Raw genomic sequence first — 26,812 nt, forward strand, 5'->3', positions numbered from 1 at the left:
CAGAATACAACAGCCGCAATGCCCCGGGCAATTTACATGTTTCCCGGACTAACCGATCGGCCAAAATCGTGGGCTAACCGGAAATCCCCGATAAACCAAACAGAAAAAAACATCGACTAACCAAGCAAAAAATCCAGGTGTGGCGCGGGTTTGCGGGGAATATCCAACCCGTACCCGTGATTTCCATAATGAACCAATCTGTTACCCGTGAAATCTCATGGCATACAGTATGCCTCCGAAACTCTGCTTCCCCTCACCTGGCAGATAAAATCTATTAGCAGCCAGCGTTAATTTATACCGTGTACGCCTCTTCCAAATTCTAACGGAAGTGAGCGCCGTTATTTGCCCTAAAATTGGCCCTTTTCAATTCTAACGGAAGCTACAGCCTTTATTTTTCTTCGACACCATCTCTTAGGCTCATTTTGCCGGGAATAGCGTCTCCTGCTTCCGTTAGAAAATTCAAAACCCTATCCGGGGCCTAATAAGGGCTCTCACTTCCGTTAGAATCGCCTCCAAAAACAAACAAGGGCCGCTATTCTCCCTTCGCGGAAGAACGCGGCCCTCGCCTTATGACCCGCCGCGCATGGGTCCAGCCAGCCAACTAACCAGTTTACGTGCCCGCCTGAAGGCACCAGGCTTACCCGGTATGGCTTTTGCGGTAATCACCGGGAGTGACCCCTTCGATTTTCTTGAACGCGCGGATGTATGAAATATCGTGGATGTAGCCCACCGCATTGGCGATCTGCTGCAGGGACAGCGACGTTTGCGTCAGCAGCCTCTTGCTCTCCTCAATCCGGACATGGACCATAAAGTCCACCAGCTTCACGCCGAAGGCTTCCTTGAACAGACGGCTCAAATATTTGCCGTTCAGCCCAAAGCGGTCGCACAGATGAGTCAAAGACAGATCCGGATTGGCGAATTCCGTTTCCATATAGGCCTTGACTTCCTTCATCAACGCCAGATGGCTCCGGCTTTCCCGGTAGGTCTCCAAGCGCTGATGGAAAGCCTCCAGGATCCCGAGGAAGCGGATTTCCGTATCCTCCGCCAAATCGAACTGCTCCTTGATAGCCAGGAGCTGAGGCTCCGTATCCTCCCGCCAGTCACTCTGGACCTCCTCGGGAAATTCCGAAAGCTCCCGCCGCAGCTGCCCGATAATCGCCTCCAGAAGGCGGGTATGCTCCTCACGGGTAAAGCTTTTATTGCGCTGCTCCCGGAAAATCTCCGAAAACAGCGGGCGCCAGTCAGGCTCCCCAGCCCGGTAAGCATGGGCGAAGCTGCGCAGCTCCTTGCCGTCATAAGGCAGGCCGCCTCCACTATCCGCAGGAGCCTGATCCCGCTGCCGGATAATCCGGTTCAGCCCCAAGGCGGGCTTGAAGGACAATGCCTTGGATGCCGTCCGGTAGCTGGGGGGCAGCTCAGCCAATTCCCCGGCAGCCGTTCCGATCCCCGCCGTCACCGTAAACTCCAGGTTATGCTCCACCCAGGCCCGAACCTGCTCCGCCAAACCGGCAACCAGCAGCTCGCAGGCCTCCGGTGAACCCTCAATCCGGTACAAGGCCGCTACCCGGTGCTGGTCCGTCCACTCAGTCCAAACCTCCATGGGCAGCGCTTCCTTCTCGGCCACCTCCCGGATGACGCTAATCAGCACAAATTTCAGCAGAGAGAAATCCCGGTAGGTGTATTTGCCAGTCACCTCGGCGTACCGGTCGATTTCGTACAGGCCGATGGCCATGGCTTCGCCTCCGCCCGGAGCCTTCATGCCGAAGCGCTGCAGCTCCTGCTCCCACTCCTCCTGGTCGATGCTGCGGTAACCCTCCAGCAGCTCCAGGAAAAAATGCCGCCTCCGGAATTGGGAGTCCTCCTCGTGCATCTTCCGGAAGGTGTCCGATTCCTCAATAAGCCTGTCGATGGCCCGTTCGATAAACCGGAACTCGTCCTCCCCTTTTTTACCCGAAGCCTCATTCTTCTTGAAGGCATATTCCTCCACTCGGTGAATCAGCGATTCGATGGGGCGGTAATTACGTTTGGTGATGAAGGTAATCCAGGCTGAACCGGCCACCACCACACCGATGCCGATAGCCGCCCAGATATAAGAGAACACCGAGAAGAATTGAAAAATCTTAATATCATGAACCCCGCTCCGGTAGGTCCATCCGGTGTACGGGGAGCTGATTTCCGTCAGAACGGAGCCGGGCACAGACCCGTTGGGGTTGGAGCTCAGCATCAGGGAGCCGCTCTTGTCCCGGACCTCCAGATAGCTGATGCTGGAGTTGGACAGCTCCACCAGAGACCGCTCCAGATTATGGAGACTGATGTTCACCACCACCAGCCCCTCGCCGCCGGTCAGCAGCGGGTACTTGCGGGTGATGGACACCACCTCCGGCGTCCCTGTGTCCTGACCCGGCAGCTCCTGATAACGGCGCACCTTGGACAGCTGGTACAAATCCGGCGCCTGTCTCATTTGCTCAATAAAACCCTTGTCCCCGAAGCTGTCCACCGGCAGCAGCATGTTGCCGCTTAACACAGTGGAGTCCGCAGTCCGGTACAGATAGACAGAGTCGATGTAATTATTATAATTGGACAGCTGGTTGATCTTCTTGGAAACCTCGTATATAGTATACGGCTGCTGCTCCTCCTGGGTGGATGCGAAAAATTGCTTCAGCAGAGCTGCCGATTCAATTTCCTGAACCAGCATGCTGTCGATTTCCTTCATGGAATGGTCAATAAGCTGGATGACATGATTTACATACGCCCGATTGGCGTTCACCGTTTCCCTGTGGGACAGCTGGCTGATCAGCAGGAAGGTCAGCACAATCAGCACGGATACCAAGGTGAAAAAAACCGGAAAATAGGATAAAAGCAACCGGTAAAACCATTTTTTCTGCTTCAATCTGCTGGCGCCTCCCAAAAGATGTCTAAGCTGCTCCCTCGTATGCCGAAAACCCTTACAGCTTGTTCTATGCCTATCTTACCCTATCTTCCAAGCCTTGCCTACCTGAAAGCCTTAATGCCCCTGAGTCAGACCCGGAGACACCCCCGCAGGTTTGCCAGACAGCAAGAGGCCAATCCCCCACAGGAGCTTAATCGCGATATCTATATATACAACCACATCAAATGAAATATCCTCCATCCATCTCCCTGCCAGCGCATCAACCGTCAACAGGATAGCCAGCAGAAACATGGATCGTCCATGCACCCATGCCATCGGAACAAAATGCAGCCCAATCGCCAGAAAAGCACCCAGCCAGACCAGCCGGAAATTCCCGTCCCCGAAATGGGGGCCCCCAACCAGTACCATGACCACAAACATAAAAATGATGGAGGCAAGCGTCAGCTTGTTTTGTCTGGAGGTTGGCGGTCCGTAGGAAAGCTTTCGGGCTAATTTTTTATTGGATAAAATGCCGAAAACCCCTGCCATATAGCCGAATGAAAACACGGGCATGGAAATAAGCTGGCTCCCCCCGACAAGCTTCCCGATCAGGATGACCGCGGCCACCCAAACCAGCCAGGGTGTGTTTGCAAACTCCGAGGGGAGCAAATTTTGCCGAATTTTCGTTCCAAACAAGGCACTTTCGTGAAGGCGTACCGGGGGTACGTCAAACGGAAGTAACGCGGGATGGGGCGAAAAGACGGTGAAAGGTACCCTCAAGCGGGTTTGCAAACACAGCCTAAACCCCACATACCCTTTTGTTCAAAAACGCTGCCTTCATTGCCCGCTCCTCCTTTGTTTCCCCTCATCCAACCAAAAAGCGCCCGGGCTCCGCAAGCAGAGTCCAGGGCGCTTTTGATGTGTTGATTTGCATTATATCAGCGTAACATTGTTCCGGCTGGCGGTTTGGCTGGAGCGTTTGTCCAACAGCCGGTTGACGGCATGGACGTACGCTTTGGCACTGGCCTCCAGAATGTCAGTGCTGATGCCGCGGCCGGAGACGGCGATGCCGTTTTGGCGAAGGACCACATGAACCTCACCCAGGGCATCCTTCCCCTGGGAAACGGATTTGATGGAGTAGTCGCCGAGCTCCACCTCTTCCTTGGTCACCTTGTCGATGGCCTTGTAGATGGCATCTACCGAGCCGTTGCCGATGGCCACCTCGTCGAACACCTCGCCGTCCAGCTTGCGGATACGAACCGTTGCCGTAGGTACCGACTGGTTGCCGTAGGACACCTGCATGGTTTCCAACGTGAAGGCCTCGGGAATGGAAACAAGCTTCTCGTCCAGAAGAGCGCGGATATCCTCGTCGCCGACTTCCTTCTTCTTGTCCGCCAGATCCTTGAACTTGGCGAAGGCCGCGTTCAGGGCATCCTCCGCCAGGTCGTAGCCCAGGTCGATGAGCTTCTCCCGGAAAGCATGGCGGCCGGAGTGTTTGCCCAGCACCAGCTTGCTCTCCTTCAGCCCGATGGTCTCGGGGGAGATGATCTCATAGGTGGTTTTTTCCTTCAGCATACCGTCCTGGTGGATGCCGGACTCGTGGGCGAAGGCGTTAGCCCCTACAATGGCTTTGTTCCCGGGAACCACCATGCCGGTGAGCTTGCTCACCAGGCGGCTGGTACGGGCGATTTCGTCCAGCTGCAAGCCGGTTTTGGCCTGGAAGAAGTCCTGGCGGGTGTTAAGCGCCATGGCGACCTCCTCGATGGCCGTGTTGCCGGCCCGTTCACCGATGCCGTTTACGGTGCCTTCAATCTGGTCGGCGCCGTTGAGAATGGCAGCCAGGGCATTGGCGGTAGCCATCCCCAGGTCATCATGGCAGTGGGCGGAGAGCTGGATTTTTTCGATGCCGGGCACATTCTCCTTCAACGTCTTGAAGATGTTGCCGAACTCCGCCGGATACAGATAGCCTACCGTATCGGGGATATTGACCACCGTGGCTCCCGCCCGGATGGCCATGTCCGTCACCTCACACAGGAAGTCCAGCTCCGTGCGTCCGGCGTCCTCCGGGGAGAACTCCACCTTGCTGAAAAATTGGCGCGCATACCGGATGGCGGCCTCCGCGGTTTCCAGCACCTGATGCTTCTCCATCTTCAGCTTGTACTTCCGGTGGATGGGCGAGGAGGCCAGGAAGAGATGGAGGCAAGGGTCCTGGGCGCCCTTCAGCGCCTCCCATGCCGCGTCGATATCCTGCATCCGGGAACGGGACAAACCGATGATGGTGGAGTTCCTTACTGCACCGGCCACCGCCTGTACAGCGGCAGAATCACCCGGGGAAGCGGCGGGGAAGCCTGCTTCGATCCGGTCCACCTTCAGCCGCTCCAGCTGGAGGGCAATCTCCACCTTCTCCTCCGTGTTCAGGTTTACGCCAGGCGACTGCTCGCCATCCCGGAGTGTGGTGTCAAAAATATAAATTTTCCGCATGATCATCACCTCCAGGAAATGTGCCCCATTATCGGGGAAAACGGCCTGCGCATGATGCACAGGCCGCATGTCCGGCTGATGGCCGGGGGTGGAAGCTTACTTCTTGATCCAGTGCATCATTTCACGCAGCTCACGGCCGGTCACTTCAAGCTGATGCTCGGACTCGGCGCGGCGGGTAGCGGTCAGGAACGCACGGTTGGATTGGTTCTCCAGGATGAAATCCCGTGCGAACTTGCCTTGTTGGATGTCGGACAGGACGCGCTTCATTTCCTTCTTGGTTTCGTCGGTTACGATGCGGGGGCCGGTCACATAGTCGCCGTATTCCGCAGTATTGGAGATGGAGTGGCGCATTGCTGCCAGACCGCCTTCATAGATCAGGTCCACGATGAGCTTCAGCTCGTGGAGACATTCGAAGTAGGCCATTTCCGGCGCATATCCGGCTTCCACCAGGGTTTCAAAGCCGGCCTTGATCAGTGCGGAGGTACCGCCGCACAATACGGCTTGTTCGCCGAAGAGGTCGGTTTCGGTTTCTTCGCGGAAAGAGGTTTCGAATACGCCTGCACGGGTGCAGCCTATGCCCTTGGCATAGGCCAGGCCGATTTGGGTAGCGAGGCCGGTTGCATCCTGGTGGATGGCTACCAGGCCCGGAACGCCGAAGCCTTCCACATAGGTGCGGCGCACCATGTGGCCGGGGGATTTAGGAGCAACCAGCAGCACGTCCTTGTCGGCGGAAGGCACGATTTGGCCGAAGTGAACGTTGAAGCCGTGGGAGAACATGATGGTGGCGCCCTTTTTCAGGTTGGGCTCGATTTCTTCCTTGTATACCTTGGCTTGGGTTTCGTCAGGCAGGAGGATTTGGATGACATCCGCTTTGGCGGCTGCATCAGCCACTTCCAGCACTTCGAAGCCGTCGTTTTTGGCAGTTTCCCAGGACTTGCCGGGGCGGAGGCCGATGATAACGGACAGGCCGCTGTCACGCAGGTTTTGGGCTTGTGCGTGGCCTTGGCTGCCATAGCCGATAATTGCGATTGTTTTACCTTGAAGTACACTCAGGTCTGCGTCTTTTTCATAGAAAATCTTGGCCATTGCGATATTTCCTCCTTGGATGTACGCCTGATGGGCGTCGTCAATAGTTCAAGTCCCTCCGAAGCGGACGCCGCAGAAGACGGTGGACACGGGCTGGCTGTGGGGCCGCTCAATTTCAACGTCTCTTAGCGAGGACTCCCTTGGGAGCCTGCCGCCAACTTCACAACGTCTCTTAGCGAGGACACCCTGGGGAGCCCCCCGCCAACTTCAACGTCTCTTAGCGAGATGCCTTTGGGGCCACCGCCTGCCACTCCACGCTGCCCGTCTTCTCGGGCGTCCGCTCCCGGATAGGGAGGCTTGTGATTAAACCCTATTATAACTCCAATCATGTAAAGCATTAAAGTGGGAAAATTAAATTTAGCAACTATTTAGCATCAATTGATGTAAGAATTCGCTTTTCCAGAGATTCTTACCGGAGCAGGGAACGCTCGAATCCGCCAACTTTCTCTGCGAACCCCGGGGTTCTACTCTCTAACGGAGCTGAGAAGCGCTTAGAAGGAAAATTCGTCTTCTTCAGTTCCGTAACGGAACTGAGACGCCCTTAAACACTAATTTTACTCTCAGATCCGCCTCATTTGCCCCGTAAGAGTCGCTGAGTTCCGTTAGAATACAAACGGTGCGATTTTAGCCGACTAAGGGTCGCTGAGTTCCGTTAGCGTCCCAAGGCCATCGTAGCTTTGCAGGTAAATGCCACTGAGTTCCGTTTGAGTGGAATCAACGCGATTCGTCGGCTAAGGGCTGCTGAGTTCCGTTAGAACCCAGCATAGGGGAGTTTTAACCGCTAAGCGTTGTAGCGTTCCGGTAGCGTCGTACAGACTTCGGTGTTTTGTCAGTAAGGGCTGCTGAGTTTCGTTTGTGTCCCGGCCAGCGCAGCCAACTTAGCGTCCAGCCGCCGGAGTCAAACGTAAGCTCCGGCAGCCGTTCCTGCTCAACAAAATTCTACTTAACCGCCCCACGCACCATCGCTGTGGCTCCCGTGCGGGACAGCTCCTTGATCCGGTAGGGGCGCAGCACCTCGACCATGGCGTCGATTTTTTCGGAATCGCCCACCACCTGCACGATCATACTGCTGGGGCCGATGTCCACCACCGAGGCGCGGAAGGTTTCCACGATGCTCACAATCTCGGGGCGGGCGGAGGGTTCGGCATGGACCTTGATCAGGGCAAGCTCCCGGGCCACCATGGGGTTGGCGCTCAGGTCCACCACCTTGATGACGTCGATGATCTTGTACAGCTGCTTTTCCACCTGCTCCATAGTCTTATCGTCGCCAGTGGTCACGATAACCATGCGGGAGAGCCCCTTTTCCTCGGATTCCCCCACCGTTATGCTTTCGATATTAAAGCCCCGCCGGCCGAAGAGGCCGGACACCCGCTGCAGGACCCCGGGCTGGTCATTCACAAGAACTGATATAGTGTGCTTCGTTGGCTTCATCCACTTCATCCCCCATCAGCATCTCATCTATCGTGCTTCCAACTGTAACCATGGGATAAACATTCTCATGCTTGCGGACCACAAACTCCACCAGAACCGGACCGTCGGTATCCATGGCTTCCTGCCAGGCCGCCCGGGCTTCCTCTTTGTTCCGGGCCCGCAACCCCTTCACCCCGTAAGCCTCCGCCAGCTTCACAAAGTCGGGGCTGCCCGCCAGATCGATATGGCTGTAGCGGTTATCGTAGATGAGCTCCTGCCACTGCCGGACCATCCCAAGCACCTGATTGTTGATAACCACAATCTTCACCGGGATTTTATTGAGGGCGCAAACTGCCAGCTCCTGGGAGCACATCTGCATACCGCCGTCACCGTTGACGGAGATAACCAACCGGTCCGGATTGCCCATTTGGGCTCCGATCGCCGAAGGGAAGCCAAAACCCATCGTACCCAGTCCGCCGGAGGTAACCAATGCACGGGGATGGTTGAACTTGTAATATTGAGCAACCCACATCTGGTGCTGGCCTACGTCGGTGGTGACGATGGCTTCACCGTTGGTGGTGTCATGCAGCATTTCGATGACCCATTGGGGCTTCAGCTCTTTGTCCGAATCGTTATAGCGCAGGGGGAAATTCCGTTTACTTTCGGCGATCTCCGCGATCCAGGCCTCCGAGTTGGCGCGTTTAGCCTTGGTGTTGGCGTAAGCCAGCACGTACTTCACATCGCCTACACAGGGAATCTCTGTAGGTACGTTCTTGCCGATTTCCGCCGGGTCCACATCGATGTGGGCAATCTTCGCCTTGGGGGCAAAACCCGCCAGCTTGGAGGTTACCCGGTCGTCGAAACGGGCGCCGATGGAGATGAGCAGGTCCGCATTCTGGATGGCTTTATTGGCGGTAAAAGTTCCGTGCATACCGGGCATGCCCATCCACAGCTCGTGGGCGCTGGGGAAGCCGCCAAGGCCAAGCAGAGTAGTAGTGACGGGAATCCGGGTTTTGTCCACGAATTCGATAAGCTCTGCAGAGGCTCCTGCGTAGACAACGCCGCCTCCGGCGAGAATGACGGGGCGTTCTGCCTTTTCGATGGCCGCCAGGATTTTCTCTACCTGCTTTTTATTCGGATCGGTGGTGGGGTTGTAGCCCCGGATGCTGATTTTATCGTTAATGGCCGGTTTAAATACCGTTGTATGGGACGAGATGTCCTTGGGAATGTCGATGAGCACGGGGCCCTTGCGTCCCGTATTGGCAATATGGAAGGCCTCATGGATCACCCGCGGCAGGTCCTCCACGTTGCGCACCAGATAGTTGTGCTTGGTAATCGGCATGGTGATGCCGGTAATATCCGCTTCCTGGAAGGCATCGGTACCAATGAGTGGGGTTGCCACGTTGCCCGTAATGACCACCAGCGGCACAGAATCCATATAGGCGGTGGCGATGCCGGTTACCAGGTTAGTTGCACCAGGGCCGGAGGTGGCGATACAAACGCCCACTTCACCGGTGGTGCGGGCATAACCGTCGGCTGCATGGATGGCGCCTTGCTCATGGCGGGTTAAAAGATGTTTAAAGTCGGGATTGTTGTGCATGGCGTCATAAATGTATAGGACCGCTCCACCAGGATAGCCGAAGACGCATTCCACACCTTCCAGCAAGAGGCAGCGAAGCAATATTTCCGAGCCGGAAATCACATCGGGCGCCAGCAGCCTTTCTCTCAGTTCCCCATTCAGCACCTTAGCCTGATTTTCGATACTCATAGTGATCCTCCCCTCAATGTATGGAGCAAGCATATATCAGCTGCTTCACCAGAAAACCAAAAAACCCCTTCCGTCCCGACGCTAAAGAAGCGTACGAAGGGACGAAAGGGGTTAGCTTCCGTGGTACCACCCATGGTTTGCGGCCGCTCTCGCGAACGGCAGCCTTGACAAGTACGAGCACCGCGCATGCAGCGGTCCTGATACTCCGACACGGTAACGTGTGTCCTCCCGGTTCCCCCTAATAGCCATATCCGGTTTTGCCTCCGTATATGCTTTTCAGGAAAACAGCTCCGAGGTGAGCTCGTTAATAAGGGATTAAGGCATTGGTCTCAGCTAACCCGCTGCTCTCTGGTTCATAAGAGCCCTTATCACTTCGTCCTCATCATAGCCGTTGCAGCAATTTTCTTAATATTGAGGATTATTATAGGCAACATTACTCGGTGTGTCAAGGGTGATTCCGGAAAAAAATCGGAGTAAAAAATTCCCGCCGCCAAGGCAAATCACGGCTGAGAATGGCTGACCCGCCTTATCTCCGGGTTGTAACCGTCTACACGAAATGCAAAACTGCAGTTATTTTGGGCGTTTCATGTCACAAATGCAGCCTTAACTGCAAAACTGCAGTTATTTCACTAAGCCGGTGGGGCAAACGGGATTTTCGAGTAAAATAAATGTATTTTTGCAGGATGGAGCATAGTTTGGAGCGGGAGACGGCAAATAACTGCACTTTTGCAGCTGAGTGGGTCATCTCCAGCCGCCCAACCGCCCGACCAGCAGCAGCCTCCAGCACCAGTCAACCTTACGCCCTCCCGGCTTCCTCCACCACGAACAACCGCGCCTCCCCTGCGGGAAGCACCATGGTGAATCTTCCGCCCGCCAGCAGAATCTCGCCGGATGAGGCCAGCTCCCGGAGGAGAACAGCTGACGTACCGGCTGGAAGCTCACCTGCCGCACTGACCCCTTGCTCACCAAAATTGGCTGCCAGCAGATAACGCAGCCCGTCAGCACCCTTCACCAGCACCACCCGGACAGCTTCTGCCGCACCCTCCACAGAAATAGCAGCGCATCCCCCGCCTACAGCAAGTTCCCCCGTCTCCTGGGGACCGGCGTCCGCCAATACGGCAAAGCCCGTATCCACCAGCACCGTATCCGGCGGCACATCCCGCAGACTGTTCCAAAACGGGCTGCAGATTTCATCGGCATACAGCATACCCAGCGTATCGGACTGATGCCTGTGCTTCAGGCCGATCTGCCTGCGGCCGGGACGGTACAAGGTCAGCGGCTCATCCCCGTAAGCCTGGACCACCCCCAGCCTTCCGTCCACATTCAGCCAACGCGAACCCGTGTTAATCCGCTGTCCGCTCCCCTGCTGATCCGTTTCAATTCGCTGTCCGTTCCCCTGCTGACCCGTACCAATCCGCTGTCCGCTTCCTCCGGTCAGTCCCCCCATCCCGGCGCGCCCCTCCGCACCGCCTGCCGGGTTTGTCCCGTTCCTCCGCTCGGTGCCAATATGCTCCCCGCCGCCTGCTCCCTCCAGCACTGCTTCCGTCTGCCCGTACCGGTACGTCCTGCGGCTGCCGTTGAACACATCGTTGGGCACATGAAGCAGCAGTCCCCGCACGGAGGAGATATAGCTGCGTGTGACGGTTTTGGCATATTGCAGAGCCACCACGGTGCAGTCATCCGGCAGCGCGGCAACAGCCGTCTGCGATACCGCCAGCACATCCCGGCTCTGCTGCTCGGCCAGAAGCTCCCCGGAGCAGGCCAGCGCCTTGCCCCAGGTCACAAACCCGCCTTCAAACATCCGATGGGCATGGGATACCGTCTGATACTCATTCAACACCCCGGTTCCCCGGATCCGGCCCGCCAAATTATAACGCCACTCCGCCAGATCGCTGCCGTCCGCCGGCAGGCAGAGTCCCTGGGGCCCTTCGGCGGCCAGCCATGTCCAGGAGGCGATACGCCTCTCTCCCTTGACGAAGCAGGCCCCATGGTACGTGTCCTTCCAAACATACGGCACAGCGGGTTTGTACAAGCCGCCCTCACCCCGCCCGCCGGGTAGACCCTCAAACAGCCTCCGCCAATATGCGCCATAGGACAAGCTCACCGCCCGGTCCGATTCCAGCCGGGTGTAATACAGGGGAGACACCCGCTTCAGCTCCGCACACCGGGCGGACAAATAGCTGCCGTCCCCATTGGCCGCCATTTCCGCCTGCACCTGCCCAAGCCAGCCCGCCTCCAGAGCCGGGCAATCCTCATCCCCGAACACATCCGCCGCCAGCAGCAGCGCAGGAAGCAAATAATCCTGGCAATAGCAGTATCTCACCCGGGTATCTCCGCCCAAACGAATCAGCCGCCCGTCCGGGAACAGCATGGGTTTCACCGTGTCCCACAGCTCCCGCACATGATGGTACAGCGCTTCAGGCGGAGCTATACCCAGCCCTTTGAAGGTAAAATGGAGCATGGCCGCATTGGACAGGCAGATGACCATATACCCCACATTCAGATACCCGTGGTGGTTCAGGGCATACGATTCCTCGAGGAAGTTATCCCCCACAAACCACTCCAATACCGGCCTGCCGTCAACCACAGCAGCCGACAGAGCATCGGATGCAACCGATACAGCATTGACCAGAAAACGCGAGCCCTTCTCCCTGTATGCCTCCGCCCGGGGTGTACCCGGATAAAGGGCGGCAGTACGGTGCAGCAGGCTGCCGTTCCACAGATTGGATTCCGGCTTATTGCGGCCGGATTCGTTCAAGGGATGGCCCAGAATCTCATAATGGTCCAAGAGCCAGTCGCTTTCCGACACCAGCATCCTGCGCAGAAGCTCCCTGTCCTCTGCCGTCAGATGCTCTTCAATGGCCTCCACACCGTGCATCATCCGCTCCACGCCCAACGCACTGATCCAAGTATGCCCCCAGGAGGTGCCGTCCTCGCACTGATAACTCCCCTCCACATGGCTCTCCAGCGTAAACCGGAGCATCCGCAATGCGCTGTCCAGCAGCTCTGTCCGGCTCATGCCGGTCCGGGTGCTGTCCGTCCCGGGGTCTGCAGCCAAAACGGCGATGGCGGCAAAAGCCTTTTGATGGGTCTGCATCCCCCAGCCGTTATATCCGGTTCCGTAACAAAGCAGCTCCTTCCGCGCCGGAGGCGTATAGCAGTATTCCGTGAACGGCTTCACCCACGGCTCCAGCAAACGCAAATAATCCGCATGTCCAATCGTCCCCATTCTTCCACCCCGCTTGTAGAATTGGTTTCTCCACAATCCTGATTATAGGCCTGGAAGATAAGAACGTATTTAGGTATAGTAAGCTTATATTTGTATAAAACAAACCGAAGGGACCGCCGCCATGACCGGTATACCCGTAACCGCCTTAGCCTTCAGCGATATTGCACCGCATGTCCGTTACGTCCAGCACGTTACCCTGGACCCCGCCATCACCGGCCTATGGAAAAAGCTCTACGACCACCGGCTGACCTACATATGCAGCGGCACCGGAGAAATTCATATCGAAAACCAGGCGTATGTCTGCCAAAAGGGCGATCTTTTCTATTGGGGGCCGGATGTGCCCTACGCCGTCCACCGGGATGCGGAGAATCCGCTGACGGTTATGAATGTCCACTTTGACTTTACCCAGGCCCACCGGCAAAAGCGTTTTATGCCTCCGGCCCCCTTCCTCCCCCAATTCCGGGCGGAGCTGATTACAGAAAAGGTGGAGCTCTCGGATGCCCCCTTGTTCACCAAGCCCTTCCGCCTGCCTGCCAGCTTTCAAAGCGAACGCCCGCTTCTCCAGATGGTGGAGGAATACAGGCTGCAGAAGCTGTTCAGCGGCCCCGCCCTCAATGGAATGCTGTTGAGCCTCCTGGTCTGCGTATACCGGCAATTGGCCCATCAGGGGGAATCCGCCCGACAGCACCGGGAGCTGGTTGAAGTAATCATGGACTATATCCACAGCAACCTGAACCAGCCTTTGACTAACCAGGCCTTAGCCGACCGCTTCAGCTTCCATCCCAATTATCTGAACCGCCTGTTTGTCCGGCATACCGGGACGCCGCTCCACCGGTATATCCTGAATACCAAAGCGGATAAGGCCGTAGAACTGCTTCACTCCACGGCCATGCCTGTTACCGAGATCGCCCAAACCCTGGGCTTTTGCGACCTCAGTCATTTCTCCAAATTCTTCAAGGAACGGTATGGTATAAGCCCCTCCGGCCTGCGGCTGTAACCGGATTGCTTCTTGAAATCCTCCGTTCTGCCCTTATAATGCTGATAGAGACACTCATGCTGCGGTTCCCGCTGCACCATAGACCGATGAAATGTCGGAGAAGGCCCTCAAATCGGCTTTTGCCGTTTTCGAGGCATATACCGCAGATAAAGCGGAATTTCGGGAAGAGAAGGGAAACCAGTGGATAATTTTGTATTTTACAGTCCTACCTGTTTTGTATTCGGCAAGGATGAGGAAAACCATGTTGGCGCGTATGTGCGCCGTTTCGGCGGGAGCCGGGTGCTTATCCATTACGGTGGCGGCTCCGTGATCCGCTCGGGCCTGATGGTCCGGGTGAAGCGCTCCCTGGCGGAGGAAGGCATCTCCTTCGTGGAGCTGGGCGGGGTAAAGCCCAATCCCCGCAGCGGTCTGGTCTATCAAGGGATTGAATTATGCCGCAAGGAGCAGGTGGACTTTGTGCTGGCGGTGGGAGGCGGCAGCGTCATTGATTCGGCCAAGGCCATTGCCGCAGGCGCTCTTTATGAGGGGGACTTCTGGGACCATCACCAGGGAAAACCCATCACTAAGGCGCTGCCTATCGGCACCATTCTGACTATCGCCGCGGCAGGCAGCGAGGGCTCCCCCAACTGTGTCATCACCAAGGAGGAGGGCATGTACAAACGGGGCGCCAACAGCGACCATCTCCGCCCCGCCTTCTCCATTCTGAATCCGGCGCTGACCCAGACAGTTCCCCCCTACCAGATCGCATGCGGGATAACCGATATCATGGCGCATCTTCTGGAGCGTTATTTCACCACCACAGCAGATGTGGAAGTAACCGACCGGCTCATCGAGGGTCTGCTTCTGGCGGTGATCAAGGAAGCTCCACGGGTGATGGCCGATCCCTCCGACTACCAGGCCCAGGCCAACCTCATGTGGGCAGGGATGATGGCCCACAACAATTCCTGCGGCGTGGGCCGTACCCAGGACTGGGCCAGCCATTATATCGAGCATGAGCTGTCGGCGCTCTACGACTGCGCTCACGGAGCGGGACTAGCCGTCGTGTTCCCCGCATGGATGACCTACACCATGGGGCATAACGTCAGCCGGTTTGCCCAGCTTGCTGTCCGGGTTTGGGGCTGCCAGATGGACTTCACCCATCCGGAGAATACCGCCAGAGCGGGGATTACCGCTCTGAAGCAGTTCTGGACCTCACTGGGTATGCCAACCACTTTTGCGGAGCTGGGAGCCAAGCCGGAGGATATTGAGCATATGGCCCGCCTTGCCTGCCACGGCGACGTGCGCAAAGGCTCCCTAGGCACCTTTGCCAAGCTGGATGCGGAGGATGTGGCGAAGATTTACCGTCTGATGCTGTAACCATCCTGCAACCATCTATCCCATGAACTAACCACCCTTCTTCCGGGGTGGTTTTCTTGTTTTTAAGATGCATAAAAATTACTGATAATACCAAATTTAAGATTAAAAGGTGGTGTTGTAATGAAAGTGGCGATAATGGGTGCAGGTTTATCCGGACTGGCTTGTGCCCTAACGTTAGAAAAACACGGTATTATCCCGGATATCTACGAAACCGGCGCCCAGGTTGGGGACCGCTTTGTCTATGCCGAAATTTTCTTCGGCGTAACCGCCAGACCTGCCAGGGATTGTGTAACCTACCTGGCCAATGAGCTGGGGATTTACCTCAACCCCGTGTACATGATCCGCACCATGTCCATTCACGGGCCCGGGGAAACCGCTGTGATGGAGGGAAGCCTGGGTCATTCCAATATCCGGGGGCGGCACGAAAAAGCCTTGGAGAAGCATCTCCAACAGCAGCTGCAGTCCCCAATCCGCTTCCGTTCCCAGGTAACCTATGAGGAATTGCTGGAGGATTATACTCACGTGGTGGTGGCCACAGGCGAAACGACCATTGCCCGGCGGCTCAAAAATTATGATCTGGCCTTGACCGTATCCATGAAGGGCTGCACCGTATCGGGGAGCTTCGATCTCAACCGGGTGTATACCTGGCTGAACGATGCCTATTGCCCCAAGGGCTACGGATATCTCATCCCCCTGTCCGAAAAGGAAGCCAGTGTCGTCATCGCCTATCCGGATTACCCGCTGAACCAAAACGTGGATATCCACTCTCTTTGGGACAAATTCTTCCCCAGGGTTTGCTCCGACCTCCAGCAGGCTCTGACTGTGACAGACGGCTTCGAGATCAATCATTATCCCATTGGCATATCCCGGGACTCCCGGATCGGGAATACTTTTTTTGTGGGAAACAACTTCGGCAGCATTATGCCCTTTCTCGGCTTCGGGCAATTTTCCTCCCTGGCAACCGGCGTGTACGCCGCCTGGGATATGTGCGGGCTGGGAGACTACGGGAAGCTGACCCGACCTTTACGCAAAAGCTATGACAATTCCCTTATCCTCCGCAAGGCAATGGAGCAGATTGGCAATGACCAGCTGGACTCCATCGTCAAGTGGCTGGATACACCCGTCGGGCACAAGCTGTTCAACATGAAGCAGGTTGATTTGCTACGTGCCGCTTCTTACCTGCTAAGACCCTGGGTGGGCATAAAATCACTGGTGTGAATAATTAGGGGGGGGTTTCTTGAATCAGACCCATACCGGGCTATGCGCCCTGGAAATCAGCTACTTGTGGGCGGGTTATGCTGTGGACAGCATGTCCGTCTCCATCCTGTCCGGCTACAGCCACCATGCAACGAATAATCAGGTCAAGGATCTCTTAACAACCACCGCAGAATTCGGGCAGGAGCAGGTGAACCGGAGAAGCCGGATTATGTCCGGTGAGGGCATGCCTCTGCCCAAGGGCTTCATCGTGGAGGAGGAGGTGCATATGTCGGCGCCGCGGCTGTTTTCCGACCGTTTCTATCTCATTTATCTGTCCATCGCCACCCGCCTCGGGCTGCTTTTCTATTCCCAGGCGTTGGGTGTCGCCTGCCGGGAGGACGTCCGCTTCTTTTCCTCGGACAGCCTGCAAGCCACGGAACGCTTGCAAAACTCTGTGCTTACTCTGATGCAGAACCGGGGTGAATATTTCCGCCCGCCTGTTCTGACCGCTCCCGACCATCCGGAGTTTATCCAAAAAACCAGCTTCCTGAACGGCTTTTTCGGTGACAAGCGGCCGTTGACCGGGATGGAAATCAGCGGCTTATACAGCTCCATGGAGCTTGTCCTGCTAATGGAAGCCATCAGCACCGGTTTTGCCCAGGTGTCCTCCGACGCCAAGGTCAGAGAGCAGTTTCTGCGGATGAAGGAGCTCACAGCCAGCCACAAGCAATCCATGGAGAAGGTTCTGGAAAAGGATGATCTGCCTGCTCCTGTTTCCTTCGTAGCTGAGGTCACCAACTCTACCAAGGCCCTCTTCTCAGAGCGGCTGATGCTCTGCCATGCCGCCGGTTTGAACGGAACCCTCATCGAAGCCTACGGCAATGCCCTGAGCTATACCATGCGCAATGATGTAGCAGCCCTGTACCTGAAGCAGATCGCACAGGTGGGAATGCTGGCGGAGAGTATGACCAAAACTCTGGTGGATTTCGAATGGCTGGAAAAACCCCCTGGGGCACTGGAGCGGTAGAGCTATCCGTTGACTGTTGAGACCGTCTCAACAGTCTTTTTTATTGCCGGATGCTGCCCCACCCGCTTACATCACATTGGCCATAATCGTTAGCTCCAACAGCCATCACGGTACCATCGGATTGAAGTCCGAGAGTATGGGAACACCCTGCTGCTACCGCCCTAATATCCTTCCAACCATCCGCTTCGCATTGGCCATGCAGATTCAAACCCGCAGCCAGCACCCTGCCGTCAGATGTAAGACCCACAGTATGATAACTCCCGGCTGAAATAGCTACTATATCGCGCCAGCCGCTTACGTTACATTGGCCATGCTTATTCCACCCTGCACCCGTAACCGTCCCATCCCATTTAAGCCCCACCGTGTGAAGATACCCCGCCGAAACAGCAGCTATGCCGCACCAGTCATTCACATTGCATTGGCGGTATTTATTGTTGCCTGCCGCAAGCACCGTTCCATCTGCTTTCAAGCCGACGGTATGCCAGTCACCGGCCGTGACCGCCACAATATCCAACCAACCGCCCACGCTGCATTCACCCTCGTTGTTACGGCCTACTGCCAGCACTGTACCATCCGATTTAACCCCAATGGTACGGCACCAGCCTGCTGCAATGGCTGCAATATCGCGCCAGTTGTGAACATTGCATTGGCCATGCTTATTCCACCCCGCCGCTATCACCCTACCGTCAGATGTAAGACCAACGGTATGCGCATTCCCCGTATTCGTGGCCATATGTACATTACCGGCAGCAACTGCTACGATTTGGCTCCAGCCGCTTACATCACATTGCCCGCATTTATTATCCCCGGCTGCTGTTACCGTTCCGTCGGTTTTCAAACCGACGGTATGGCGGCGTCCTGCCGCTAGGGAACCTTTATGCAATAGTTTGGTCTCCATGTTTTCCCCCGCCCATTCATATCTCCTGCCCGTCCATCCGTGTAGCTTATCTTATTCGATGTCGTAATCTCATACTCCTTGCTTGGACATGCTCATTCAAATTCCCCCTTGACACGCCTTAACTGTACTATTACTATTAATACAGTTAGTTCACGAACGGGAGCGCAGACCGTTACCGGGAGAAAGGGGCGAAGCCATGTTTGAATTGGATTTACGCAGCCGCAGGCCCATCTATGAGCAGCTCATGGACAAAATCAAGGATGCCATCCTCTATGGGGTCCTGAAGCAGGATGAGCAGCTTCCCTCTGTCCGGACGCTTTCCACACAGCTTACGGTTAATCCCAATACAGTGCAGAAGGCATACCGGGAGCTGGAGCGGGAGGGCTTCATTTATTCCCTGCCGGGCAAGGGCAGCTTCGTCTCCCCCGGCAAGGCCCACGCCAACCTGGCAAGATTGGCGGAGGTGCGCCGGGAGCTGGCCGGACTGATGGAGGAGGCCGCCCGGCTAGGCATGACCCAGGACGAAATTTTATCTCTTTATCAAAAGGTGCAAGCCTCGAAAAAGGAGTGACACACATGATCGAAATCAGCGGAATCAGCAAAAGCTTCCAGCGGGAGCAAGCGGTGAAGGAGCTCAGCCTGACCATACATAATGCGTCCGTCTTTGGCCTTCTGGGCTCCAACGGCGCCGGCAAAACCACCCTGCTGAAGCTGATGGCGGGCATTATGAAGCCCGATGAAGGCAGTATCCTGATGGAGGGGCAGCCGGTTTATGAAAATCTGGTGAATAAGGGGCGTTTGATCTTTGTCCCCGACGCTCCCCACTTCTTCCCCCAAACCAGCCTGCGCCAGATGGCCGATTATTACCGGTCGGTTTATCCCGGGTGGAGCGAGGAACGGTACAAGCAGCTTTCTCAGGTATTTCAACTGGATGAAAAGCGCAAGCTGCACCGCTTCTCCAAGGGGATGCAGCGCCAAGCCTCCTTCTGGCTGGCCTTAAGCTGTATGCCGGAGGTGCTTATTCTCGATGAGCCCATTGACGGCTTGGACCCTATTATGCGCCGCCAGATCAAGAATCTCATGTTCCAGGAATCCGCCGAACGGGGCATGACCGCCGTCATTTCCTCCCATAACCTGCGGGAAATCGAGGATCTCTGCGACCATGTGGGCATGATGCACCAAGGCAGATTAATCATCGATAAGGACTTGGATGTGATGAAGGCCGATACCCACAAGGTCCAGACCGCCTTCTGCAGCGCAGACGGGGAACCGGAGCTTCCCGGAAATCTCAGAATTCTGCATTCAGAGTCCCGGGGAAGCGTCAGGGTTTACATTGTGAAGGGCGAACGCGGGGAAATTGAGGAAACCTTCCGCCGCCTGAATCCGTTGGTGCTGGACCTCCTGCCGCTGACGCTGGAGGAGATATTCTTTTACGAAATGGGGGATGCGGGTTATGAAGTCCAACCGATTCTTCTTTAATTCCGGTGTCATCCGCCAGGACCTTCGCCAGCATGGCTGGATCGGCATTCTGTATCTGCTCGGACTCCTGTTTTCTCTTCCGCTTCAAATGATGATGACCGAGCTGTCCCCCCGCGCTCCGCGGATGGTGCTGCAGAACCTGTTTTCTGACGGGAACGGTGATTTTCAGAACCTTCTGGTTATGGTGTTTCCGGTAGCGGCCGGGATTTTTATCTTCCGTTATCTCCAGTCCAAAGGCTCTGCGGATTTCCAGCACAGCCTTCCTTTACGCCGTGACCGTCTGTTTTTATCCCATCTGGCCAGCGGGTTGATCCTGCTGGTTGTGCCCATTCTGGTCAATGCCTGTATACTGGCTATTGTGAAGATGATGCCTGACCTGGCGTATGTGTTCAGGTGGTACGTGCTTTTCAAATGGCTGGCAACCTTATTGGTCCTTACCGTTTTTATGTACATATTCACTGTCTTCGTCGGGATGTGTACCGGTCAGTCCATTCTTCAGACGGCGGTGGTGTTTATCCTGCTGCTTCTGCCTGCCGCCCTGGGCGAACTGTGGGGCTTTCATTTCCGGACTTACTTGTACGGATATTCCACATATTATGTCGACAACAGCATGAACTGGTCCAACTGGTCCCCCCTTGTCCAACTGCTGGAACAGAATTTGGAGCAATTCGACCGGTATTCCGCATTCATCTATACGGGCTTGTCCTGTGTGTTCGGAGCTGCCGCATTTTTCCTGTACCGTCTGCGCAAGACGGAGGCTGCCACCCAGGCCATCGCCTTCAGCTACTTTAACCCTCTGTTCCGCGGGGGCGTTATGGTATGCGCCATGATGGTGGCAGGCGCCTATTTTCATCAATCCAATAATAACCCCGGTTGGACCTGGTTTGGCTATATCGCGGGAGCGGTGATCGGCTTTGCCGGGGTGGAGATGCTGCTGCAGAAATCCTGGCAGATCTATAGCCGCAAGGCATTGATCCGCTTCGGGGGTTACACGCTGCTTTGCGCGCTGATCCTGTATGTGCCTGTGACCAATATCAGCGGATATGTCACCCGCGTCCCGGATACGGCCCAGGTGGAGAAAACCACCGTCAGCCTGGAAGGACAGGTTTACTCCATGTTCCGGAACAGTCGTACAAACAGCCAGAGAGATGAGGCTTACATTAACGCTATCCGCGATCTGCACAAGAAGCTGGTGGTTACCCGGGCCAAAGGCCCGTTGCCACATAGCCCCACCCCCATCCGGACCATCAATGTAAACATTGCGTATTGGCTCGAGGATGGTTCCGTCCTGTCCCGTGAATATCCGGCCATTCCGGTTCCGCTGATTGAGGAGCAATTGAAGCCGATGATGGAAACGGAAGGATACAAAAAAGCGGTCTTCGATTTGAATTTGTTGGATCAGCGCATTGACCGGATTACACTGGAGGGGGCGTATTATGCGGAAGGAAGGTATGCCGAAAACCCCAAAACTGCTGTAATCACGGATCCGCAGGAAATCAAGGAATTCCAGGAAATCCTGAAGCGGGAGCTGCTGAATATGACCTATGAGGACCACACCGACGGCCGGTTGGAGTGGGCTACGGTGAGCGTTCTGCCTTCCGGAAAGAACGACCAGACCCGGTATCTCTGGAAAAAATCCTTCAAGGAATTGGATGCTTGGATGACAGCCAAGGGTTATGCCACCAAAGTGAAGCTCATCCCGGCCAATGTGACGGATCTGGAGGCGGTGCTCATGGATCCGGTGCTTTCGGCAGACCGGTACAGCTTCCCTTCGGAGCAGGAATACCGGTTCCAAACCTCTGTCAGCACCCCGGTACCCATTACAGATAAGCAGAAGATCGAATCCATTCTGGAAAATATGTCGATCTACGAATCAGGTGCCGCCGGCTATATGATCAAATTCAAGATGACCGGCACCAATCAGGTGGTTTACGGCTTTATCCCGGAGGACCGGCTTGTCCCCTGACCAAGCCTACCTTAAACAAAAACACTCCCTGCCGCCGCATGCATAACTGCGGTGAACGGGAGTGTTTTGGTTTTAGGGAAGAGTCAGGAGGTCCTACGGAGACGGAGGCGGATATAACGAACGATTTCCGCCACGAAGCCCAAGGCAATTCCCGCTCCGGAGAAAAGCATGAAATAAAGAAAGCCGATCAGATCCCCCCAGGCGTCGATATTCAGATAAGCGCTGCGTATCATGGACGCCAGCCCTATACCGGTGCCTATTGACGACAACAGCCAGAACCATCGTGCTCCCAGCCAGCCCATTCCGTTAATGACCGCCGCCACAATGATGCTAAACAACAGAAGCCGGAGTGCAAGCCATATATCCGTTTCATTCCGCCAGACGGCGAAGCGGGCAAGCCACATCACAATGGTCATCATAATCGCATACCAAACGAACCAGACCAGCCAGCGTCTGCTTCTGGCCTGCGGCAGATAATTCATAATCCTCCCCCTTCCGTACAGTTCCAAATATCCCCTATACCATCCATTACCCCTGCTGCGCCCCGCTTAACATAGAGATAGTTTCCGCAGTTAGGCCCAGCCGCCTGCTATATATCTTATATGTTTAAGATACCAGTATAACCCGGAAGCATACAACCGAATCTTTACTTGCCTTTTATGATGCGGACTGTAGTTCCGCTATTTCGCTCAATTTGCCCCTTTTGGGGTTTTCGCGGACACAGGGGACGTTATTTGCTCCGTCAGGGGCTGCTCCAGCCTGATTTGGTTCAGATAACGTCTCCTCGGTCCGTTCAGAAGAAATGAATGCGTTTTTCGGCCTAATAACGTCCTCTGTGTCCGTTGGCTCATCCCGGCGGGGCAGCAGCACCACTTCGCCCAAGGCGCAAAAAACCCCCTCCGGCTCACACCGGAGAGGGTTCAATACCTATGCAAGGGTTGAGCCCTGCCTATTCGAAGTGATTCGGGCCGTCAGCTTCTCAGGACAGACGCGACGCGTAATCCTGATACCCGAACTCCCGCACGACCTTGATGCCGTTAGCTTCGTTGAAGGTGGCAATGGCCGGCAGGTTGACGCCGTTGAACATATTGGTTTTGACCATGGAATAAATGGCCATATCCGTAAACACCAGCTTATCCCCCCGCTCCAGAGGCTTCGGGAAGGAATAATCGCCGATCACGTCTCCAGCCAGGCAGGTCAACCCGCCTAAACGATACGTATGCGGGTATTGCTGGGGCTCACCGGCGCCGATAATCTCCGGCCGGTACGGCATCTCCAGCACATCGGGCATGTGGCATGCCGCGGAGGTATCGAGAATGGCGATATCCATGCCGTTATAGATAATATCCTCTACCGTCGCCACCATAAAGCCGGTGTTCAGCGCCACCGCTTCCCCCGGCTCCAGATACACCTGGAAGCCGTAGGTTTCCTTCAGGCGGTTAATCACACGAACCAAACGGTCCACATCATAATCCTCACGGGTGATGTGGTGTCCGCCGCCCATGTTCAGCCACTTGAGCTTCTTCAGATGCTCGCCGAACTTTTCCTCCACTACGGCCACGGTCCGCTCCAGGGTATCGGAATTCTGCTGGCACAGGGTGTGGAAGTGAAGTCCGTCTACCCCATCCAGCTCATCGCCCCGGAACTGGTCCAGGGTGACGCCCAGGCGGGAATGTGCGTAGCAAGGATCATAGATAGGCGTGCGTCCCTCCGAATACTGCGGATTGATGCGGATGCCCACCTCGATTTTTTTGCCGGGAACAGCCTGCACCTTGTCCTTGTACTTCTTCCACTGATGGAAGGAGTTGAAGACAATATGATCCACGTAGCCAAGCAATTCGTCGAATTCCCGGTCCACATACGCAGGGGCGTAAGCGTGAACCTCCTTGCCCATCTTCTCGTAGCCCAATCTGGCCTCGTGGAGAGAGCTGGCGGTCACACCCTTGAGATATTGGCCCACCAATGGGAATACCTCATGCATAGCGAAGCCCTTCAGGGCCAGCAGAATATTGCAGTCCGTGCGTTTCTGCACCGAATCCAGAATCTCCAGATTCTTCACCAGGAGCCGTTCGTCCACGATATAACAGGGTGAGGGCAGCGCCCCGAAGTCAATATCCATGTATGTGCTCACTTCCTTAATCGAGAAGCGTGGGGGAGAAATCCTCCTGCCACGGCAAACCTTGTTTGTTCAGTTCTTCCATAAACGGATCCGGATCGAACTCTTCGATATTGTATACGCCGGGCTTCTTCCAGATGCCCTTCAGAATCATCATAGCGCCGATCATAGCAGGCACGCCGGTGGTATACGAGATGGCCTGGGAGCCAACCTCTGCATAACATTCCTCATGCACACACACGTTGTACACATAATAGGTCTTCGGCTTGCCGTCCTTCACGCCTTGGATGATACAGCCGATGTTGGTTTTACCCTTGGTGCGGGGGCCCAGGGAGGCCGGGTCCGGCAGAATCGCCTTCAAGAAGTGCAGCGGGATAATCTCGCGGCCTTCGAACATAATCGGTTCGATGGAGGTCATACCCACATTCTCCAATACCTTCAGGTGGTTCAGGTAATTGTCGGAGAAGGTCATCCAGAAGCGGATCTTCTTCAAACCCTTGATGTTCAGGGCCAGGGATTCCAGCTCCTCATGGTACAGCAGGTAGATGTTCTTCGGTCCGATTTCCGGCAGATCATAGGTCTTCTTCTCGGATAACGGCGGGGTTTCGATCCATTCGCCATTCTCCCAGTACCGGCCGTTGGCGGTAATTTCCCGGATATTGATCTCCGGATTGAAGTTGGTGGCGAAGGGATAACCGTGATCGCCGGCGTTGGCATCCACAATATCGATGGAATGAATTTCGTCGAAATGATGCTTTTGGGCATAAGCGCAGAATACGCCGGTTACACCCGGGTCAAAGCCGCTGCCCAGGAGGGCGGTGATGCCGGCCTTCTCGAATCTTTCCCGGTAGGCCCATTGCCATTTATATTCAAACTTCGGCACTTCCGGCGGCTCATAGTTGGCCGTATCCACATAGTGGACTCCGGTAGCCAGACATGCGTCCATAATCGTCAAATCCTGATAGGGGAGGGCCACATTAATGACCACATCCGGGCCAAAGCTCTTAATGAGGGCAATCACCTCATCCGTATTATCAGCATCAAGCTTGGCAGTCTGAATCTTCGTCTTGCCTCCGTCAAGCTTGGCCGCGAGCGCGTCGCACTTCTCTTTCGTGCGGCTGGCAATGCAAATTTCCTCGAAAACGTCCGGATTCTGGCAACATTTGTGAACAACAACACTTGCAACGCCGCCGGCGCCAATAATCAGAGCTTTTCCCAACTCACTAACCCCCAATTCACAGATTAAAAATCAAACAAGCACGATTATACAGAAAAGGCCCAACATTATCAAGAAAAATGACAAAAAATGAGGCTCGCCGGAATGGGGCCCCATTTTCTTCATATTTCCTTCATAATACAGGGAAATCCTCTGGATTTCTTACTTTTCCAAAAATATGGTTTGCGGCGGATTCCCTCTCCGTTTTACACTACTCTTTTGTGGATTCTTCCTTCATTTTTTTCCTATAAGAGACCTCCAAGATCGTGATGATGGCAACTCCGGTGAAGCCGAGGCCGAACATAATGATGATAAGGGCCATCCATTAGCCACCCTTTCTTGTCTGAGGAACACAGGTTATGTAATTTTTTCCTTCCCCTATTATATACCAATGAACTTAGGGGTTCAAGTTGAATTTGCATGTATGTTTCCTTTTTTCCTGGATTGCTATAGTTTGGATAGGTGATCATATGGCATTTGACTACTCGGTAATCGGCAAAAGAATACGTCAGGCCCGGGAAGGCAAGGGGCTGACGCAGGAACAGCTGGCTGAAAAGCTGGATGTCTCCAATGCTTACATTAGCAAAATCGAACGTGGACGGACGCCCATTAACCTGGACCGTCTTTCGGAATTGTGCATTATGCTGGAGGAAACGCCGGAATATATTCTCAGCGGCGCCAACAACGGCACACGCGACTATATGCGCAATGAAATCATCGCCATGCTTGAAGGATGCTCCGCCGAAAAAATCCGGCTGATCTCCCAGATCATCAAACCGATTGTCGATTACAAGGAAAAATAAGTGCGAAAAGCCTGACCCCCAAACCATTCGGTGTGGGGGTCATTTTTTTGGGGGCTTATTGAAACTCCCAAGCACTCAAACTGAGGTTGCCATATTGGTAGCTCCGGTGCAGCAGCTCCGCCTTACGGGTGCCGTCGCCTGCACCCATCGCCAGCAGAAGCGGGATAAAATGCTCACTGGTGGGCACTGCGGCCCTGGCCTGGGGAGCCAGCTCCTGATAACGGAACAAAGCGGGCAGGTCCCAGCTCACCAGCTTTTCCTCCAGCCACTGATCAAAGTCCGCGGCCCAGCTGTCTACTCCTGCGGCTCCCCAATTCACCTGCCGCAGATTATGCACGGTGCCTCCGCTGCCCATGATGAGAATGTCATCCTTGCGCAGCTCCGCCAGGGCCCGCCCGATTTCATACTGCTGCTCATTGGACAGATGCCTGTTGACGGACAACGCCACAACCGGAATATCCGCATCCGGATACAGCAGCTTGAGAACCGCCCAAGCACCGTGATCCAGCCCCCGGGCTTCATCCTTTGCACTGACAATCCCCCGCTCCGCAAAGAGCGCAGACACCTTCCGGCTTAACGCCAGGTCTCCCGGCGCCGGATAGGTCATCTCGTACAGCTCCTTTTGAAAGCCGCCGAAATCATAAATCGTTTCATATTTTCCCTCTACCGCGCTGACCGTTTGCACAGGCTCCTCCCAGTGGGCGGAGAAAACCACAATCCCCTTGGGTTTGGGGTGGTTAGCGGCAAAGCTTTTCAGAAAATCATTATAAGCATGGTCCTCCAACACAATCGTAGGCGCCCCATGGGCGAAAAAATAAGATGGCATCATGATCCTTCACTCCTCTTCATTTATTTGGATAGCTCCTGTTCAAGCCAATTGGTAATATCCTGTATGATCTCCCCGGTCATTCCAT

At 55.3% G+C, this 26,812-nt stretch carries 20 protein-coding genes; 8 read left to right on the forward strand and 12 right to left on the reverse strand.

Going from position 1 to position 26,812, the window contains the following annotated elements:
• Positions 1–637 precede the first annotated feature (637 nt).
• The 7 genes from ACI1P1_RS04130 to ACI1P1_RS04160 all read right to left on the reverse strand — a co-directional run bounded on the left by ACI1P1_RS04130 (position 638) and on the right by ACI1P1_RS04160 (position 12,843).
• Entirely contained in the window at positions 638–2,890 is a 2,253-nt protein-coding gene (locus ACI1P1_RS04130; protein ID WP_416215092.1) for a helix-turn-helix domain-containing protein, read from the reverse strand.
• A gap of 114 nt (positions 2,891–3,004) precedes the next feature.
• Positions 3,005–3,679 (reverse strand): DUF6609 family protein, encoded by a 675-nt coding sequence (locus ACI1P1_RS04135; protein ID WP_416215093.1) that lies wholly within the window; start codon positions 3,677–3,679, stop codon positions 3,005–3,007.
• A 123-nt stretch (positions 3,680–3,802) separates the two neighbouring features.
• Complete coding sequence (locus ACI1P1_RS04140) at positions 3,803–5,350, reverse strand: 2-isopropylmalate synthase (protein WP_416215094.1); 1,548 nt, start codon at positions 5,348–5,350, stop codon at positions 3,803–3,805.
• A 96-nt stretch (positions 5,351–5,446) separates the two neighbouring features.
• Positions 5,447–6,436, reverse strand: a complete 990-nt coding sequence (gene ilvC / locus ACI1P1_RS04145) for a ketol-acid reductoisomerase (RefSeq protein WP_416215095.1) — start codon at positions 6,434–6,436, stop codon at positions 5,447–5,449.
• 939 nt (positions 6,437–7,375) lie between these two features.
• Positions 7,376–7,867 (reverse strand): acetolactate synthase small subunit, encoded by a 492-nt coding sequence (gene ilvN, locus ACI1P1_RS04150; RefSeq protein WP_416215096.1) that lies wholly within the window; start codon positions 7,865–7,867, stop codon positions 7,376–7,378.
• Positions 7,827–9,614, reverse strand: a complete 1,788-nt coding sequence (ilvB, locus tag ACI1P1_RS04155; protein ID WP_416215097.1) for a biosynthetic-type acetolactate synthase large subunit — start codon at positions 9,612–9,614, stop codon at positions 7,827–7,829. The genes ilvN and ilvB overlap by 41 nt, the downstream gene beginning before the upstream one ends.
• A gap of 796 nt (positions 9,615–10,410) precedes the next feature.
• Positions 10,411–12,843, reverse strand: coding sequence for a hypothetical protein (locus ACI1P1_RS04160; RefSeq protein ID WP_416215098.1), 2,433 nt, complete (start codon positions 12,841–12,843; stop codon positions 10,411–10,413).
• A gap of 121 nt (positions 12,844–12,964) precedes the next feature.
• Between ACI1P1_RS04160 and ACI1P1_RS04165 the strand changes: the two genes are divergently transcribed.
• From ACI1P1_RS04165 to ACI1P1_RS04180, 4 genes are all read left to right on the forward strand, one after another.
• On the forward strand, positions 12,965–13,840 hold the full coding sequence (locus ACI1P1_RS04165; protein WP_416215099.1) for an AraC family transcriptional regulator: 876 nt from the start codon (positions 12,965–12,967) through the stop codon (positions 13,838–13,840).
• Positions 13,841–14,020: 180 nt separating this feature from the next.
• The gene (locus ACI1P1_RS04170) at positions 14,021–15,196 is read left to right on the forward strand and encodes an iron-containing alcohol dehydrogenase (RefSeq protein ID WP_416215100.1); all 1,176 of its coding nucleotides are present in this window, start codon (positions 14,021–14,023) and stop codon (positions 15,194–15,196) included.
• A 120-nt stretch (positions 15,197–15,316) separates the two neighbouring features.
• The gene (locus tag ACI1P1_RS04175) at positions 15,317–16,414 is read left to right on the forward strand and encodes a flavin monoamine oxidase family protein (RefSeq protein ID WP_416215101.1); all 1,098 of its coding nucleotides are present in this window, start codon (positions 15,317–15,319) and stop codon (positions 16,412–16,414) included.
• Between the two features lie 19 nt (positions 16,415–16,433).
• On the forward strand, positions 16,434–17,420 hold the full coding sequence (locus ACI1P1_RS04180) for a DUF3231 family protein (protein WP_416215102.1): 987 nt from the start codon (positions 16,434–16,436) through the stop codon (positions 17,418–17,420).
• 40 nt (positions 17,421–17,460) lie between these two features.
• Here ACI1P1_RS04180 and ACI1P1_RS04185 read toward each other — a convergent pair whose 3' ends face one another.
• Entirely contained in the window at positions 17,461–18,318 is an 858-nt protein-coding gene (locus ACI1P1_RS04185; protein ID WP_416215103.1) for an RCC1 domain-containing protein, read from the reverse strand.
• A 196-nt stretch (positions 18,319–18,514) separates the two neighbouring features.
• Between ACI1P1_RS04185 and ACI1P1_RS04190 the strand changes: the two genes are divergently transcribed.
• Genes ACI1P1_RS04190 through ACI1P1_RS04200 form a run of 3 tightly spaced genes read left to right on the forward strand, consistent with a single transcriptional unit; the run spans position 18,515 to position 21,763 of the window.
• Positions 18,515–18,889, forward strand: coding sequence for a GntR family transcriptional regulator (locus tag ACI1P1_RS04190; protein WP_416215104.1), 375 nt, complete (start codon positions 18,515–18,517; stop codon positions 18,887–18,889).
• A 5-nt stretch (positions 18,890–18,894) separates the two neighbouring features.
• Complete coding sequence (locus ACI1P1_RS04195; protein ID WP_416215105.1) at positions 18,895–19,797, forward strand: ABC transporter ATP-binding protein; 903 nt, start codon at positions 18,895–18,897, stop codon at positions 19,795–19,797.
• Positions 19,772–21,763 carry a hypothetical protein gene (locus ACI1P1_RS04200; RefSeq protein WP_416215106.1) on the forward strand — a complete coding sequence of 664 codons (1,992 nt, stop codon included), beginning with the start codon at positions 19,772–19,774 and terminating at the stop codon, positions 21,761–21,763. Before ACI1P1_RS04195 ends, ACI1P1_RS04200 begins: the two co-directional genes overlap by 26 nt.
• Positions 21,764–21,846: 83 nt before the next feature.
• On the opposite strand, the gene ACI1P1_RS04205 is transcribed toward ACI1P1_RS04200, so the two are convergent.
• From ACI1P1_RS04205 to ACI1P1_RS04215, 3 genes are all read right to left on the reverse strand, one after another.
• Entirely contained in the window at positions 21,847–22,245 is a 399-nt protein-coding gene (locus ACI1P1_RS04205) for a hypothetical protein (RefSeq protein WP_416215107.1), read from the reverse strand.
• A 497-nt stretch (positions 22,246–22,742) separates the two neighbouring features.
• Complete coding sequence (gene nspC / locus ACI1P1_RS04210) at positions 22,743–23,882, reverse strand: carboxynorspermidine decarboxylase (protein ID WP_416215108.1); 1,140 nt, start codon at positions 23,880–23,882, stop codon at positions 22,743–22,745.
• A 16-nt stretch (positions 23,883–23,898) separates the two neighbouring features.
• Complete coding sequence (locus tag ACI1P1_RS04215; RefSeq protein WP_416215109.1) at positions 23,899–25,098, reverse strand: saccharopine dehydrogenase family protein; 1,200 nt, start codon at positions 25,096–25,098, stop codon at positions 23,899–23,901.
• Positions 25,099–25,565: 467 nt separating this feature from the next.
• On the opposite strand from ACI1P1_RS04215, the gene ACI1P1_RS04220 reads away from it, so the two are divergent.
• The gene (locus tag ACI1P1_RS04220; protein WP_416215110.1) at positions 25,566–25,898 is read left to right on the forward strand and encodes a helix-turn-helix domain-containing protein; all 333 of its coding nucleotides are present in this window, start codon (positions 25,566–25,568) and stop codon (positions 25,896–25,898) included.
• Between the two features lie 55 nt (positions 25,899–25,953).
• Here the strand turns inward: ACI1P1_RS04220 and ACI1P1_RS04225 are convergent, their stop codons facing one another.
• Positions 25,954–26,727 carry a DODA-type extradiol aromatic ring-opening family dioxygenase gene (locus tag ACI1P1_RS04225; protein ID WP_416215111.1) on the reverse strand — a complete coding sequence of 258 codons (774 nt, stop codon included), beginning with the start codon at positions 26,725–26,727 and terminating at the stop codon, positions 25,954–25,956.
• Positions 26,728–26,812 lie beyond the last annotated feature (85 nt).

The organism is Paenibacillus mesotrionivorans, from assembly GCF_046098205.1.
GTDB lineage: Bacteria > Bacillota > Bacilli > Paenibacillales > NBRC-103111 > Paenibacillus_AR > Paenibacillus_AR mesotrionivorans.